A 15,750-nucleotide genomic window follows, 5' to 3' on the forward strand; every position below is an offset into this window, starting at 1 on the left:
GTGTTGGCGAAGATAGAGAAATGGGTGTCAGTTATGGCTTTTGCTCAACCTTCAAATTGCTCTTTCATGGCGGCCGACTCATGGGAGTCACTCGGCGGAGTCCTGTCCAAACCAAGAGACATCACCGCGCCCAGCGCCGGCATCAAAGTCTCCATGGCCTCGCTCCAAGCCAACCGCTCTTGCTCCAGGCGCACACGTTGACCCCACGTATGGGTTCTCAGGCTCTCGTAGCAGGCACGTTCCTCGGCGGTCAACGTTTCCAACGGCACGTTGGGGCACTGGGTTGCTTCTTGCACCCAAAGCGCTCGATGACGAAGAAGCGTCGACTCGTCCATCAGAAGCGACCGTAAATGCGGCACCGCTCTGCGGGCACGGTCTAGGATGGCAAAACCGTGCGTGTCGATGTCGCCCCAGTACACCGCATCAGCACTCTGTAGCCACGGCAACGTCCCGAGCGCACTGACTGCATTTCCCAGCCGCATGACGACAACCGCACCAGGCACGTCCGGAAGCGCCAGCCCTGTCTCGAGGTTTTCAGCGATGATCACGGCCCTTGGAGCAATCGGCACCCTTGCAAGCTCGCCTACCGGCGCCTCGATGTCGCACAGACCGCCGACGAGTGTACGCAGGGAGGGGCAAAGCAGTCGGACACGGACGCGATGCGCAGGCTTGCGCAGCCCGCACAGCTCGTGGAAGTCGCTTTCGTCATCTGGGACGGCTACGCGTAAAGCCCGAAGAAGCGTGGACACCAAGCCAGTTCGCTTCTCAAGCCACTTTGTGTCCAAGCCTTCCACCGGCAACTGTCTCAGGTAGAGGCCAGACTTCGGATTCACCTCCAACCACGCCAGCAGCGACATCAAACGATCGAAGTCCTCAATGGCATAGTCGGCCAGCACGTCAAACTTCGACGCCAGCGCGTTCCCTTCCCCGAGCAAAGGCCAGCGGCTCAGCATCCGTTGGTAGCGTTCCGCCGCTGTTGACCAGCGCCCGGCTTGGCCAACGGCCGCTGCGACCTGGCCGGCATCGGAGAAAGTCAGGCTGACCGGTAGCCGATGCTTTCCGAGCCGAGCGAACTGTCGCTCTTCAAAAGCGACCTCGCCGGGGCCGCTTCTGGACTGCCATGCGCTGGCCCAGCTTCTGACTGCGCCCGGGTCATCGACAATGTCCTTCTCTGTCGGAGCGCCCAAGGAAACATACAGCGGCCAGCTCCCACCTCCGGCTACCCAAGTTTGGTGCTGGTTGTTGAAGCGGCGAACCAGGAAGTCGCGCGCTGCCTCAGGAGACAGAAGCTTCTTCGGCATTGCGAACGTCCTGCGTCAACTTCAGTCGTTGGGTCTCGCCGTCGTACTCGATAGGGATGACGGCGGACTTCTTGCGGTCCTTGATGTGTACGAAGCACGCGCCGCCGATGAAGGGCTCCAGCGTCATCACCGACTTCAAAGGTGTAGCCACAATCATCTGGAACCCGAAGGTCTTGAATATGTTCATAGCCATCGCGGTGAACTCGGCGTCCGCCTTGTCGAAGGCTTCGTCGAGCACAACGGTGGAGTAGCTTGGAAGTGCGCGATCTTGGCCGCCCAGCTGGTAGCGAAGAGCTGCGGCCAGGCAGGTGGCCGCGAGCTTCTGACGCTGCCCGCCTGACTTGCCGGCGCCGCTGCGGTAGACCTCGACTTCTATGTCATCCTCATCGAGCTCACGGGCCACGAATTCGACGTGCTGCCTGACATCAAGCACAAGGTTGCGCCAGTTCTTGTCCACAGTCTCCTGGCTCGCCAGGCGCTTGACGAGCGCGGCCAGCGCGTTGAAGCGCCCCTCGGCCAAGTCGCGGTCGTTCGAGAACGAGTGGCTGAGCGATTCCCTCAAGCTCGCGCGGAAGAGCCGGACGTCTTCGAGCGACTTATCGGTCGTGTCGATGACCAGATGCGTGCCCGGGTTGAAGGGCGCGGTCCGCAGGCTCTCGTTGACAAGCTCCATCCGAGCCCGAATGGCCGACCGCTCCTCGTCAAGCTTGGTCGCCAGCAGCATGAGGTTCTGGTCACTCTGCTCGCGAAGCAACGCGAAGAACCTGTCCTCGTACGCAGGGAGGTTGTCGTCCTCCAGACGCTTGAGCTTGGCCAGATAGTCCTCGGCGCTGGCGAGCGTGGCATCCAGCCCACCAGCGACCGCAGGCCACAGCCGATTGAAGTCAGCAAAGCGCTGCACGATGGAGCTCTTCAGCTCAGTCAGTCGGTTGTCGAGCGCACGCAGCTCCGTGTTAAGTGCGCGCTCGACCATGCTGGTCACCTGGTCGAGGTTTTCAAGGGTGACTTCCTTACCCGTAGCGACATATCGGGAGGAAATGTTCTCTGCGAACGCCGGTGGCCGGTCACAACCGGGCCACAGGCGCGCGAGTTCGGCGAGCTTGCCGTTCAACTGATCGATTTCCTTGGCGATGCCTCGACCCGTGGCGTCTTCGTCGTTCTTCTTGCTGACAGCCGTCGAGTGGACACCTTCCTGCGTCTTGATACGGTCGTTTAGGACGGCAAGGTCGGGCCGCGCCTCCCGCTCCGCCTTCAGCCGTGCCTTCAAGTCGTCAATGCGAGTCAACAGGGAGGCAACGTCGACATCGTTCCAGGTCAGATTCGACAGGTTCTGGCAGTGCAACAGCTGTTCCTGTTGGAAGTCTTCTTCCTCTCCAATCTTGTCGAGCGCCGCCTGCAGTTCGGAGATGCGTCTACCAACCTCTGCCGCTTTGCCCTTGTAGAGGGCCAACTTTTCCTTGTTGTCGAAGCCCAGCACCCACTGACTGCGATCGTTGACGGAGTGACGGTCGTTCTTCTCATGTCGCATCGTGTTGTGTTTGACCGAGCCCTCACGAGTGACAGCACGAGGGGCGTTGCGAAACGCCTGCAACGTGTCAGCGCACTCGAAGTCGAATGATTGCTTCAGTTCCTCTCTCACCCAGTCGCCAAAGCTTCCACTCGCCAGGTTCAGCTTGCGGACCAGCGAGTTCGGCCCCGGCGTGCGTCCCGAGGACTGTTGGATGGTCCGGAAGTACACCAGGCGCTCGCCGATATTCCGCTCGTTCAGGTACTCCGAAACCGCCGGGTAGTGCTTATCGTCAACCAGGATGGAGCGCGCGAACCCGCCCAGAACACGCTCGATGGCTCCGCGCCATTCGGCGGCGTCAGACCGTACTTCGACCAATTCACCGACAAACGGAAGCTTCTCCTCCGGGATTGAAAGGTCGCGGGCCATGCGTTCCCTCAGGTCCACAAGCCGTGCCGGCAAGTTCGACTTCTGGCGTTCGAGGGCTTTGACTTCGGCCACTGTCTTGGTGAACTCTTCACTGGCCAGCCTATGGTCGGTCTTGAGCTGGTCCTTGCGGTCCTCGACCTCCTTCTTCAAGTCCCGCGCCTTCAGCATGCGTTGCCTGGCCGCGTCCACACGCTGAACAAACCACACGACGCTGTCAGGCACCGCCCACCCCATGATCTTGCACGCGGCTGCGGCCTGGTCGCGCTTGGCCATCCGAACCGGCTTCTCTGCTTCCGCTGCCTTGATTTCGTCATCAAGCCGGTCGAGAACATCCGCACCTAGGTTGAGCTTCTGACGCTGCAAGTCCGTCAGCTTGACGAACTCATCGTCCGCAATCTGCGCCAGGCGCAAGGCTTCCTGCCTTGAGCCTTCCTTGTCCACCTCCAACTCTGCAATTCGTTCATCGACAAGCAACTTGCGCCGATGCTCGCGGTACTGGTCGATGGCAGTCTGGATGGCCAGTAGCCCATTGCGTTTGTCGTTGTCGCGGTCAAGCTCCATATGCTCATCGCGGGCGGGGTTGAGCGTCTGAATCTGTCTGCGAGCAGCCACCACCTCTTGGTGTGCCTCGTTGAGCTCGCCGAACTCGTTGACGAGGCTAGTAGCGATGCCGAAAACCTCGGGCTCGTCGAGCATGAAGTCGCGCAAGAAAACGTTGAGGTCACCCAGGTTCTTCGCCGACTGTGTCTTATGCAGCAAACGAAGCGCGCGCTCGTTGTCGATGCCCAGCAGACGACGAAACCGTTCCTGGTAGGCGCTGAACTCTGTATGAACCTTCGCATCCAGCAAGTCGTGCTTGAAGCGACGCGTGTCGAACTCGTTTTTCGCGAAGAACTCCAGTTCCTGGACATCGAACTCACGCTCGAGCGTGAGGAATACCCGCTTTGCATCTGCTGGCGCGGTCGAATTCCCTTTGACCCACAGAACCTGCCCGAGGACGACGACGCGCCCCTGCTCGTTGCGGTACGTTTCTGCGATGGCTGACCAGGTCGTGCCGCTGCGCAGGTACTGCGAAACGTACTCGCCACCGTCACCGGTCTGCTGAGCCCAAGCGCCGCGCAGGTACGTCATGATGTTGCGGTCGCGGCCATGCCGCTCGGCTTCCCGTGCGGCGACGTTGAAGTCCACCCACTTTGGTGGCGTCATCAAGGCCGCATGCGCGTCCAGTACCGTCGACTTGCCCGACCCAGAGGGGCCGACAAAGAGGTAGCCTTGCGCCGGGATGGGAAAGTCGAAGACGTTGGAGAACGTCCCCCAGTTGAAGGTCTGGATTCGTGTCAGACGGAACTGGTCGTTCGCGCCATCAAGCGGCAATGTCAGTTCAGCGGTATTCACAGACCCTCCTCGTCTTCATCCGCACTATCGCCAGCCACGTCGACCGCAACCGAGTCGTCCGGCTCGCCTGTTGGCTGGGGCACCTGTGCCAGCTGTCCATAGGTTCGGGAGAGCTGCTGAATCTCCTCGGCCGAGAACAACAGCTTCAGTGTCGGTGCGACTTCGTAGCGCTCTTCTGAGCTGCGGATGCGCTGAAGCAGGCTCAGCTTCTTCGCCTTGTCTACCGCGTTGACTACCTGGCGGCCGAACTTGGCGTGGTCAGGGTTGTTGTCGCGTTCGAACACACCCAGGTGCTCCTGCATGTCCGACAGTGACACCACTGCGCGCTCCCCTTGGGCATCGGCCTGCGTCAACCGCTGACGCAGGAAAAGAAGCAGAGCCGTTTCTAGGAAGGTCAATGAGGCCTTGCGCAGAAGGATGGGAACTTCGAGTTCCTCCGACGTCACCTGGCGGGTGAAGGCTACCTGCTGCTCGTGATCGATGACCACCTCAAGGAACAGCTCGTGCATCCGCGAGCGGATGACCGTTTCATCGCGCAGCAGCACCGGCCACAGCTTCGTTTGGCGCCGTGCGTCTACCGAAGGGCCGAGCAGCAGCTGCACCAAGACCCGGCGCGTGTCGATAGGCAGCGAGCCGGTATCGCCAAGGAAGATTGCCTCTTCTTTGCGTTCCTCAACGACAGCGGCGGTGTGGCTGGAAGTAGCGCCGTTTCCAGCCGCATCGGCCTCATCAGTCCACGAGTTCAAGATAGCGCTCCCTCATGAAATAGATGGCAGGCACCTTGGCGCGGCGCTGCTCGGCGTCCTCGCCCTGCCATTCGACAACTTCGGAACCTTCGGTGACTTCGCCGTGCTTGGCGCCCAGTGCGACGTAGCCGACGACACTGCCAAGTCCTTGTTCGGCGGGGAACTCCGCCAACACCTGCCCGATGGTGGCTTGGGACTGACGCTCGAGAACCGAGCGCACATGCTGCTTTAAAGTGCGGAAGTCGATTTCCGATTGCCGAACGAGTTCGCTGACGGTTTCGAGGTCAAGCTCAGAAGGCTCTGCGTCCAGCATCGAAGAGTCGGTGACCCGCTGCGTCGGGTCATACAGCACCCACTGCGACACCGAACGAATGCGGCTGCTAGACTGCATCAGCTCAAAATTCACCTGCTCGTTCGGGCGAACCATGTTCTTGGCTGCTAGCGCCGCCTGTGTCGCCTCCTTGAGCAAGCCATGCAGGCGTCGGTGCTCGAGGAACTCCCTGCTCTGCACGAAACTCTTTAGGCTGCGCGCGAAATGCTGGAGCACGTCATGCACGCCTCGCCCTTCGTTCAAAAGAGCTCCCGTCAAGCCCAGCAGGAACTTGCGCTCGTACGACTCTAACTCGCGCGCAAATGGCCGGCTCGTCACGTCGTCCAGCGACTCGCGCAGGGTGGCTGCCTGCTCGCTGTCCGTGAGCAAGCGCCAGAAGGCGTTGAACGTACGTCCAGCATCGCTCTCGCCGATGAGGTCGACACCGGCGAACAACTGCTCAAGAACGTCTCCACGGCTGCCCTCGTTCTCCATGAGGCTCTGGCGCAGTCCACGGTTGAGCCGCTCGAATTCGTCGCGCACGCTCCTGAAGTCAGATGCAAGTTCTTGCGCCAGCGCGATGACTTCTCGGGCGCGCTCGATCGCGCGGTCGTTGGGCAGCGTCTTCACCCCACCCCGCTGCACCTCCGCAATCGCCCTGTCGATTCGGTCGCGCTCCGCGTGCAGCGCGGCCAAGCGCGCCGACGGGCTGCTGTTCGTCTCGTCTGCAAGCCGCGACAGTTGATGGATGACAACCGACAGCCGACTCTCGGTGGCGGTAGTTCGAGGCTTGAGCAGTCCCGTGACGAAGCGAAGCGCAGTCAGCGTGTCAGCTGAGAGCTCGTACTCTTCCTCCGGAGCCCCAGCGGGGAATCTGCGCGTGAGCCAGCCTTGATTCAGCCATTCGGCGACATAGGCCTGTGGCGTCTGCGGAAGGTCTTCTCCTGATGAGCGCAGCGAGTCAAGGTCGCGGGCCAGCCTCTCATGCAGGACCGAGCTCGGGAGTGCCTTCTCGGTCTCTGCAAACAGAGACTGCAGCATGGCAATCACCGCCGGCGCCTTCGTAGCGGCCAGCAAGCGCCACAACGGCTGCTCGCGCAGGTTGCGGAGGGCGGCTGCACCGCGCAGCGCTTTCATTGCGCCCTCACTAGTGCCTGTCTGCAACTGCCACGCCACATACGGACCTCTTTGGACCGATTATTGTTGGCATCAAGTGTACGTCTACTTTTTATACTGGTCTAGTTTTTATATTAATGAGACAATCAATCAATGACGGAACGCCAGAGCCTCCTACCCATCGCCCCACAGCAGCGCTTGGGCCGCTCGTCCGGTCGCTGGGGCCAAGACCGTCGCCTTGAGTTCATCGACTTCCGGCTCCGATGGGACGGCCGCCTCAACCGAGGTGACCTCACTGCATTCTTTGGCATTTCTGTGCCCCAGGCGTCCTTGGACATTGCCAGGTACTCGGAGCTAGCTCCAGGCAATCTAGAGTACGACCGAAGCTCTAGAGTCTACGTCGCTCCTCAGTCGTTCACGCCACTCTTCCCAGCAAGCGACGCTGGGCGCTATCTGAACGAATTATTGGCAAAGTGCTCTGAGCTGGGCGCCGAGCAGAGCAGCTTCCTCGCGTGGGCGCCCCCTGTGGCAACCGTTCCGAGCCCCGGCAGAACATTTCGAGTGGAAGTTTTGGTTGCCCTCCTCCGAGCGATACGGGAGGGTAGGGCCATCCGAGTGCTGTACCAGTCGATGACAAGCCCTCAGCCCTCGGCCCGCGTGTTGACTCCTCATGCCCTGGCCCACGACGGGTTTCGCTGGCACGCTCGAGCGTATTGCCATACTCGCAAAGAGTTCCGCGACTTCGTGATTGCACGCATGCTCGAAGTTCACGGATTCGACACAGCTGCGGTCAAGTCGGATGCTGACAAAGAGTGGCACACCATCGTGCCCGTCGTACTGATCCCGCATCCAAAGCTATCCGACTCGCACAAGCGCGCTATCGAGCTAGACTTTGGCATGGAGAATGGACAGGTCGAATTCCAATGCCGTCAGGCCTTCCTCTTTTACGCTCTGCGGCATCTCCGACTGGACCTGGATGGCTCAGCCAAACCTGAGGCGCAGCAAATTGCATTGAAGAACCAAGCCGCTATCAAGACCTTCATGCTTAAGACAGCAACTTAGACAAAACGGCGCCGACCGACCCTGAAGTCACCTCTTGCCCTCTCCCTACAGACTTTGTAGATAGGCGCATAACTTGTGGGAAACGGACCGATAAGTTGAGAGGCTTATCAGGCTGCTGAAGTACTCACCGTAAAAGCGGTGCCCCTTCAATCAACGGTACGTTTATCACTTTCCGTGTCACTATCTCTCCTGAGTAGCGCGCTATTGCTCCAGGGAGACAACATCACGAATTGACTCGAACTCTGGCACTAGGTCGGGTTGATGCTGGCGCAAGTACGTCAGAACTGGTTCGCACTCCAGGAGCTTCACGAGGTATCCCTTGGCCAGAACGAGATTCAGCACATCTTGGCCGTAGGTCTGTTCAACGATCTTGTACTGTTCTTGCAGGTTGCTCATCTCCCGTTCCATCTTAGCCATCTGCTCATGCGTCACCCCAGTTAGCTTGGCCGGCTTCTTTCCGTCGACGAGGCGAGCCGCTGGCGTAGCAACCAGAAGCGCTTCCGCATAGGCGACGGTGACGTTGTTCGCGGCAATCATCAACTCCACGCACTCAACTTGGCGTGTCGGTTTCATTTTTCGAAGCGCTCGCACTAGCTCCGGTGAAAACTGCCGGTCGCGCAGTAGATCCACCGCCTCAGGGCAGATGCCTTCTAGAAGGTTCATCTTCTTCACGATCTGAGTGGTATCGACGGAAAGGGCCTTGGCGAGACGCTCCAGCGAGACGCCACGCTCAATGGCACGTCGGATCATGAAATGCTCTTGAATCGTCGACAGTCGGTTGATGCGATTGTTGTAGGTGTATGCCTCGTCATCAGTGGCAACCAAGCAGGAAGCGTTGTCGTGGCCCAAATCGCGTAGCGCGAGAAGTCGAATGTGGCCGTCCAACAGGATGTGGTTGCCCGACTGCTGGTCCACCGCCGTTACGGTCAACGGCTCAATCAAGCCCACTTCACTGATGGACGAGAGAATCTGCTTGAACTTTCGTGTGCTGGTCAGGCCCGCCGGAGTTCTGCGGGAGGGAAGAATGCGCGGCAAGGGAATGGCAAGCGGCTCAGGCACAAAGCCTAGAGTGACGCTTGTCATGGTGAGCTCCCGGTAGGCCAGACGCGCTCGGCAAGGTATTTCGGTAGTGTTGTCAGTGATTCCGCTCGCAGCAGATTCACGAAGTTCTCGTCTCCGAACAGCTGTCGGAGAGCACCAACAACTGGAGTTGCCCCTGTAACTCAGGACACGCGAACACCGTTAGGTTGATGACGCGGCAGCACGCCTGAACTCGCGAGGCGAGCGGTATTTCAGGGCTTTGTGCGGGTGACGCTCGTTGTAATGCTCAAACGCAACAGCCAGACGCGAGAGCGCCGTTGGCGCATCGGGCTTGTCCATATAGGCGACGTAATTGTGCTTCATGGTCTTCACGAATGATTCGGCCATGCCATTGCTCTGCGGCGAACGCACGGGCGTGGTCAGTGGCTCCAGGCCCAGCTCGCGCGCAAAGCGGCGCGTGCGGTGGTCGATGTAGGCCGAGCCATTGTCCGTCAGCCATTCGATGGGCTGAGTAGCCTGCGTGGTGCCGAAACGCTGTTCCACCGCAGCCAGCATCACGTCACGCACTACGTCACCGCTATGTCCGCCTGTGGTTGCCGCCCAGCTAATCGCTTCTCGGTCGCAGCAGTCCAACGCGAACGTTACGCGCAGCGGCGTGCCATCGTCGCAACGGAATTCGAAGCCATCCGAGCACCAACGAGCATTGCTCCGGTCCACGGCTACCCGACCGTCGTGTCGCCGCTTGTCTCGACGCACGCCAGGACGGCTCAGCAGCAACTGATGCTCGCGCATGACCCGATAGACGCGCTTGTGGTTGATGCACGGCGCGCCGACTATCTCACGACTGCGTCGCAGCAGCGCCCAGATGCGCCGGTAGCCGTAGGTCGGCAAGTGCGCCACATGGGCCAGGATTTCCTCGACCAGTTCCGTGTCGTCGGTCAGCTTGGCACGGCGACCATCTTGCCAACCGGACGAGCGAACCTGCTTCACCGCCACGCCAGAGCGCGCCACGCCGAGAACTTCGCAGACCGTTTTCAATGGTCGTCCCCCGGCAACAAGGGCGAGCGCGCAATCAGGTTTTTTGACCGACCCCACTCGACGGCTTCTTTCAGGATTTCGACTTCCATCGTTTTCTTTCCGAGTAGCCGCTGCAGTTCCTTGATTTCCTTGATGGCTGCGGCCAGCTCCGATGCAGGCACAACGGTTTCGCCCGCTTGCACTGCCGCCAGGCTGCCTTCCTGGTATTGCTTGCGCCAGCCGAACACCTGGTTCGGGTTCACGCCGTGCCGCCGCGCAACGGCAGACACCGATGCGCCCGGTGCCAGCGTTTCCTGCACGATGGCGATTTTTTCCTGTGCCGTGCGCCGACGACGGCGCTCCGGCTCGGTCAGAACTTCGATGGATTCCACGTAATGACTAGGCTTACTGATAGGCACAAGACTATCCCTTATTTTAAGAGTGTCCTTGTGTCCTCAGATACGTGGGGCCGCTCCAACAACAAACAAAAGGCGCTGCTGTGTGAACTCCGCCTTGCGGACCATCGCTTTCTGTCGCTCCACCTCGCTCTCATACGTCCGAACAAGACTTGAGGTGGTCACGTCGTCGCGCCTGCCAATCATGTAGCGCGATGCGGATCTGCCCAGCGTTTGGCGTCGCTCGATAACACGTCGCGCGTTCATCAGCTGCTTGCCGCGTAGCTTTCCTGATTCGTATGCCTCCTGCAGCGCTGCTTGGATTGCCTTGTCGTCGTCACCGGCCCCAACGATGGCGAGCGCTGCTGTAAGAGGAATCGTTCCTTTCTCAACGGCAATCAGCAGGCGCTCTTCCCCATGCTGAAGTAATGTCAGGACTCCCTGAACATAGGCTGTTGTTAAGCCGGTCTTCTCTGCGATTTTTTTGGGCGTGTACCCGCTATCACGCAACTGCCGAATTCCCGCCAGCAACTCAAGAGGGCGACACTGGCGTCGCGCGATATTCTCGGCCAGGCTCATGATGAACGCGTCCTCGTCGCTGACATGGACCACCATCGCAGGAATCGTCGCCTCCCCTAGCGAGCGAAATGCCTTGAGCCGTCCCTCACCGCAGACGAGAAGAAACTTCTCGCTGCCATCTGCAGCAGCCCTCGGCGTGACGGTGATGGGCTTCTTGAGACCAATGGCTTTGATGTTCCCAACGATCTCGTCAAAGACCTTGCTGTTCCGTTCGCGTGGATTGATCACGTCGATACGATCGATCGGAATCATCCTGATCTCGCCAGGTTGCGGTTGCGTGTTCATGCTGCTCTTCTCAGTTTCGCGCGTTCGGCCATGCGATACAGATAGTCCAGCGTGTCGAAGCGATAGCTTTCGTACTCAATGGCGTTGCGCTCGGCTAGTCGGATGCCGGGGCGAGCGAAGTCGAGGCGTGGCAACAGGTAGTAGTCCAATGGCGCTTCATTTGCCTTGTCCAGACGAATCGCCACGGTGACGTCCGGCAGGAGGCTCGTGTCGAACCGCACCTTCCAGTGATAGCCGCCATTCGTTCTCGGCTGGCAGCGCGATAGAACGATCGATACAGTGAACTCCCGGTTGACGTCCAGGATGTCGGTCGCAGGGTCTCGGAGGACCATGCCACCTAGATCGGCAATGGCTTGCTCTGTCTGAGTGACGATCTTTGGATGCAGTTGCCGCAGGAAGCGGTTGATCTCCAAATACCGATAGTCGCGATCAGGCGTAAAGCCCACCGCTTGGTAGGCTCGTATCAGGCTCCCGAAGCGATACACATAGGCTGCGGAAGATGGCATGCCCTCCGTCTCGTCGATGATGAGGCCGGACAGGAAGCCGCGGTTCCGATAAAGATTGCGCAGTCGCTCAATCAGTTCCTCGCTGCTGTACCGCCTGGCGCGGGCCCGCATGATGCCCTGGGCGGTGTAGAACACGTCCGGCGCCACGATTGGCTCAAAGGCGCCGTCCTTGCGGATCCACATGTCAGGAGCGTTTACGACGCGGGCACGCTTCAGCTTGTATGACACGCGGTTGTAGATGTTGTTGCCGATGTATTTTTCGTTGGTGAGCACCTCCCTAACGGTTGCGCGAGTCCAGTCGCGGTCCAAGTCCGTACGCACGTGCATGGTGTTCAGTCGCGCGGCGATGTCGAACTCGTTCATGGACTCATCGATGAACCAGTTGTAGACCAGATTGACAATGCGCACCTCGCTCTCAGGACCCGGCACCAGGACGACGCGATCGGTCTGCAGACTCTTGCGTTGACCGCGGCAGAGTTCTGCCTTCATCAGACCGTGCTCATCGACCAGCAAACGGCGCAGACCAAAGCCGGCGGGACCACCTTGTCGGAAGCCCAGTTCGATCAGGCGGCACTGTCCAGCAAACACCTTTGCAGAGAGTTCGCGGCTGTATTCGCCCGCCATGGCGCGCTTGACGCCTTTGACGATCGTCGAGACAGGAGAGCCATCGTTATCGAACTGTTCCGCGCAATAGATGACCTGGATACCCGCGCGCCGGCAGATGTACTCGTAGTACGCGCTCTCGTCTGCGTCCTGGAAGCGTCCCCAACGGCTGACGTCATAGACGAGGATCGCCTGGAAGTCCGGGCGACCAGTTGTGACATCGCGGATGAGGCTTTGCAGCGCCTCCCGTCCGTCGATCCGCAGGCCGCTTTTGCCTTCATCGGCATAGGTGCGAACAACCTCAATACCTCGTGAAGAGGCGTACTCGCGGATCTTGTCGCATTGGTTCTGGGTCGAGTACTGCTGGTGCTCGGTCGACATGCGCACGTATTCAGCAGCCCGAAGCGCGGAAGGCGCGATCGGCGTGGCGCTGATGAACTGATCGATTGCCATGGCGGTGCACCGGCTAACGAGTGGCGCCGCTCTTCCGCGTCGGGAGCATGGTTTGCTCCCCGGGGCTGCGCACAAGATCACGTTAGCAGGTGGCCGCAGACCCTGCCTCACATCATCTCTTTGCAATCAGCTCTTGATGGTGCGCGAGGCGGCGGCAGCGTTACGATCTGCACCCTCCAGACGTCCATCTTTGCAATCCCATCTTCGGCCGCACGCTGGAGCATATAAGTGCCTGAAGGCAGAGGCGTTTTCGGAGCTGACGCGTACATCTTTGCAATCGCTCGTCGCCGATCGTTCCTTGCCCGTTGCAGAACCCGATTGCGCGCCGCATAGGCCGGATGGGTTTCGCGATAGCTGCGCCAATAGCCACGGTGACGTTGTATCCACCTGGCTCGAGCTCGCGCCTGGTTGTCCCGGTAGTCGGTGTCCGTCCGGAGATGCTGCTTCTGCCATCGCCGTCGGCGCTCCCGCTGGCACGAGGAGGCCGAGCAATATCGTTGCTTCGGCACTTGAGGGCGTGCGAGGAAGAGGCAGCCGCACGCGGCGCACAAACGGGCAGGTCTCATGACTCACTCCAGACGTCAGGGTGAGTATGCCGCTGCCCGCCGGAGCGCTATTAAGCAAGCGTAGAAGACTTGCTGCCCATGCAAACACCCACATCCGGAAGTCAGTCGATGAAGACTTAGGGCCTATCAAAGGCGCCATGTCATCTATTGTGTGACGTCGATAGGAAATTTCCATCTTTTCGGAAATTTCTTGGAATCCCGGTCACAAAAAAATTGCGCAAGCCTTTGATTTGTATGGATGGGCCAATCAGCTAATTTGTGGACCTACATCTGAGAAACGAGTTCCTCAAGCGCGCGATCTTTGGTGAGGTCCTTGCGGCGGCGCAATATCACGAACGATTGCTCGTCTTTCATCGGAATTTTCACGCCACTCGCCTTTCGCAACACTTCAGCAACCGCGACAAGAGCCTCGCGTTTCTCTGGGCGCACATCGTTCAGCTGGATGAAGGTGATGACCCGGAAGGTTTCTCCAGTCTGCCAAACGGTCACGCCGGCCGGGTAATACCAGCGCGTGAACTGATCCTGATCGACAAGTGATGCCCATTGCTGGAGTGAAAATCCAGTGCGAACTCGCTTGGGGTTGACCAGCAGGTCATCGAATCGCTTGCGCAATTCGGAGACGAAGGGAGCGAATTGCACCTGCCGAACTGGTCCTTGATCCAGCGCAGCCTTACATCGACACTATTCCACTGATAAGGAACGCGCCGCCAGACCTGACTTGCTTTCCCAAGGCGCATTCAGACGAGGCGTTGCGTCGACGGTCTTATCTCGAGGCACTCTTCCCGGCAGGCAACTCGAGGCTGCCTCTTACGTGGCGCATGTCCCGCGTCGCCGGGCGACACGGCCAGTGCTGGAAGATCGAGACCGGCTTCGAGGCGGCCAAAGGCGATTGCGGCCGGGACCAGTACGAGGTCAGGTGCCGGCAAGGCTGGCACCGTCACATCACGCTGGCATTGGTGTCACATGCAGCCCTGGTGGTGCTATGGGCAGGGCAAAAAAACACCGGCAGGCTTGATCGCATTGAGCCCGCAAGAGATCCAGCGCCTGCGGTGCCGGCTCGCTTGGCGGGCAAAACAGTCGATCGAGCGGTGCCGGCATGGTCCAGATGGCGGCGGGCTCACCAATGGCGCGCCCAGCAGTGCCACTACCGTGCGTGTGGATGCGCACCACCATCATGATCTACGGCTGTAGTACTAAAAACCGCTTCGCTTACCTCCAGCTCATGCGAGGCGTCTTGTCTTTGAACGGTTTATGCCCGTCTTCGGCCATGCCATTATAGGCATCGATCGTCATCCGCCCCGTAGTAGGGCTTCCATCGCGAGCCAAATAGCCCTCCGTCAGGCCCTCCACGGTTTCTTCCGGCAAGGGGGCGCCCTTATATTTAGCGTACAAATGTTCGGCGCCCTTATTCGCGTCGTCGCTCCGTTTCATGTCCGCGTTGCGACCTGTTTTTTTGGGTTCACCCCGCCCGCCAACACTGGAGTGCCTGGTACTCGCGGAGAATGTCAGACGCGATGAAGATTCACCCCATTCAGGTGACTTCGGGGCACTAATACGCGGTGGCAGATTGTGCGCCCGAGGGGGAGACAAGGAAAGTTGCGACAACCATTCGGATGCCCGTCGCCCTGGGCTGGAAGACTGAAAACTTTCGGCATTATACGATGACGTCTCTTCATCACTGCTATACGCATAACCGGTATAGCCACTGCTTACGGAACCTGTTTTCATAAAAGTTCGCTCAATTGTTGATCGACTTCTGCTAGAAATTTTGGCGAAATAAGCGAAGCCAATGTTTTAACAAATATTCGCCATTTTTATCCTATCCCCATCATTCTTTGGCGCGGTCACCGCCCACGAAAACGTGAAGACCAAAGCGAAAATGAATCAATTTGTCACACAAACATGCTGATCTCATTCTCAAATAGCGCAATCATTTCGTCTTTACGCTAACCAACCTAATATTTTTGTGGAAACCCATTTTTCAAAATTGGCCGGCGCCACGAGGTGATGTGTAATGAACCGGTGACCTCCAGCAAGCAGTGCGCGCATCGCCCCGCGTCATACCCATTCCTACCGCACCCCCGCACTCCCCACCGCACCGGAGGCCCCCAATGACCTCCAAGCGCCACATCTACCTGACCGGCGCACTCACCGCACGCGACTTCCTGCGCCGCGCGCAATCCGACCTGCACACCCATCAGCAATACCAGCCGGAGTCATTGCGCTGGGAGATGGTCTTTGCAACCGCATCACAGCCGCCTGAGTTTCTGGCGGGCTTTGTCGATGCCATCGGGGCGTTCGTGTTGATGACGCTGGAGGGCTGCGACATCAATCCGCAGACGTGGGAAGTGCTGACCGCTGTCGATCGATAGCGCGGTAGGGCGAAGGCCAACCGCAACGGAGGGAGGCATCCCCAGAGCAAGCGGGGATGCCGACAAG

Annotated in this window: 12 protein-coding genes and 2 pseudogenes; 3 read left to right on the forward strand and 11 right to left on the reverse strand. The window is 59.4% G+C overall.

Translation table 11 applies throughout. The annotated features are described in order from the left end of the window. Positions 1–44: 44 nt before the first annotated feature. The 4 genes from GO999_RS00100 to GO999_RS00115 are packed head-to-tail and all read right to left on the reverse strand — an operon-like array spanning position 45 to position 6,825. On the reverse strand, positions 45–1,301 hold the full coding sequence (locus GO999_RS00100) for a Wadjet anti-phage system protein JetD domain-containing protein (RefSeq protein WP_118909567.1): 1,257 nt from the start codon (positions 1,299–1,301) through the stop codon (positions 45–47). Then, complete coding sequence (locus tag GO999_RS00105; RefSeq protein ID WP_211906434.1) at positions 1,276–4,632, reverse strand: ATP-binding protein; 3,357 nt, start codon at positions 4,630–4,632, stop codon at positions 1,276–1,278. The genes GO999_RS00100 and GO999_RS00105 overlap by 26 nt, the downstream gene beginning before the upstream one ends. After that, complete coding sequence (locus GO999_RS00110; protein ID WP_211906435.1) at positions 4,629–5,378, reverse strand: DUF4194 domain-containing protein; 750 nt, start codon at positions 5,376–5,378, stop codon at positions 4,629–4,631. The genes GO999_RS00105 and GO999_RS00110 overlap by 4 nt, the downstream gene beginning before the upstream one ends. Further along, on the reverse strand, positions 5,362–6,825 hold the full coding sequence (locus GO999_RS00115) for a DUF3375 domain-containing protein (protein WP_211906436.1): 1,464 nt from the start codon (positions 6,823–6,825) through the stop codon (positions 5,362–5,364). The genes GO999_RS00110 and GO999_RS00115 overlap by 17 nt, the downstream gene beginning before the upstream one ends. A gap of 132 nt (positions 6,826–6,957) precedes the next feature. On the opposite strand from GO999_RS00115, the gene GO999_RS25150 reads away from it, so the two are divergent. After that, entirely contained in the window at positions 6,958–7,866 is a 909-nt protein-coding gene (locus GO999_RS25150) for a helix-turn-helix transcriptional regulator (protein WP_211906437.1), read from the forward strand. 201 nt (positions 7,867–8,067) lie between these two features. Here the strand turns inward: GO999_RS25150 and GO999_RS00125 are convergent, their stop codons facing one another. The 6 genes and pseudogenes from GO999_RS00125 to GO999_RS00145 form a co-directional block, all read right to left on the reverse strand. Beyond that, entirely contained in the window at positions 8,068–8,949 is an 882-nt protein-coding gene (locus GO999_RS00125) for a plasmid partitioning protein RepB C-terminal domain-containing protein (RefSeq protein ID WP_211906438.1), read from the reverse strand. Then, positions 8,946–9,071, reverse strand: a pseudogene (locus tag GO999_RS24545) (chromosome partitioning protein ParB); the annotation flags it as partial. The pseudogene GO999_RS24545 and the gene GO999_RS00125, both read right to left, overlap by 4 nt. A 37-nt stretch (positions 9,072–9,108) precedes the next feature. Then, a protein-coding gene (locus GO999_RS00130) for an IS3 family transposase (RefSeq protein ID WP_197362529.1) occupies positions 9,109–10,307 on the reverse strand; the annotation gives its coding sequence in 2 pieces (ribosomal slippage) (positions 9,109–9,992 and positions 9,992–10,307; 1,200 coding nt in all). A gap of 72 nt (positions 10,308–10,379) precedes the next feature. Further along, the gene (locus GO999_RS00135) at positions 10,380–11,183 is read right to left on the reverse strand and encodes a plasmid partitioning protein RepB C-terminal domain-containing protein (protein WP_249215044.1); all 804 of its coding nucleotides are present in this window, start codon (positions 11,181–11,183) and stop codon (positions 10,380–10,382) included. Continuing rightward, entirely contained in the window at positions 11,180–12,745 is a 1,566-nt protein-coding gene (locus GO999_RS00140; protein WP_211906439.1) for a recombinase family protein, read from the reverse strand. The genes GO999_RS00135 and GO999_RS00140 overlap by 4 nt, the downstream gene beginning before the upstream one ends. An 830-nt stretch (positions 12,746–13,575) precedes the next feature. After that, on the reverse strand, positions 13,576–13,950 hold the full coding sequence (locus GO999_RS00145) for a hypothetical protein (protein WP_211906440.1): 375 nt from the start codon (positions 13,948–13,950) through the stop codon (positions 13,576–13,578). Positions 13,951–14,135: 185 nt separating this feature from the next. Here GO999_RS00145 and GO999_RS25145 point away from each other — a divergent pair. Next, positions 14,136–14,294 (forward strand): annotated as a pseudogene (locus GO999_RS25145) (IS701 family transposase); the annotation flags it as partial. A 226-nt stretch (positions 14,295–14,520) separates the two neighbouring features. Here GO999_RS25145 and GO999_RS00150 read toward each other — a convergent pair. Then, complete coding sequence (locus tag GO999_RS00150; RefSeq protein WP_016722662.1) at positions 14,521–14,742, reverse strand: hypothetical protein; 222 nt, start codon at positions 14,740–14,742, stop codon at positions 14,521–14,523. 680 nt (positions 14,743–15,422) lie between these two features. Between GO999_RS00150 and GO999_RS00155 the strand changes: the two genes are divergently transcribed. Then, positions 15,423–15,683, forward strand: coding sequence for a hypothetical protein (locus GO999_RS00155; protein WP_211906441.1), 261 nt, complete (start codon positions 15,423–15,425; stop codon positions 15,681–15,683). The last annotated feature ends 67 nt before the right edge of the window (positions 15,684–15,750 follow it).

The sequence above is a fragment of the Ralstonia nicotianae genome (assembly GCF_018243235.1).
In the GTDB taxonomy this organism is placed as follows: Bacteria; Pseudomonadota; Gammaproteobacteria; order Burkholderiales; family Burkholderiaceae; genus Ralstonia; species Ralstonia nicotianae.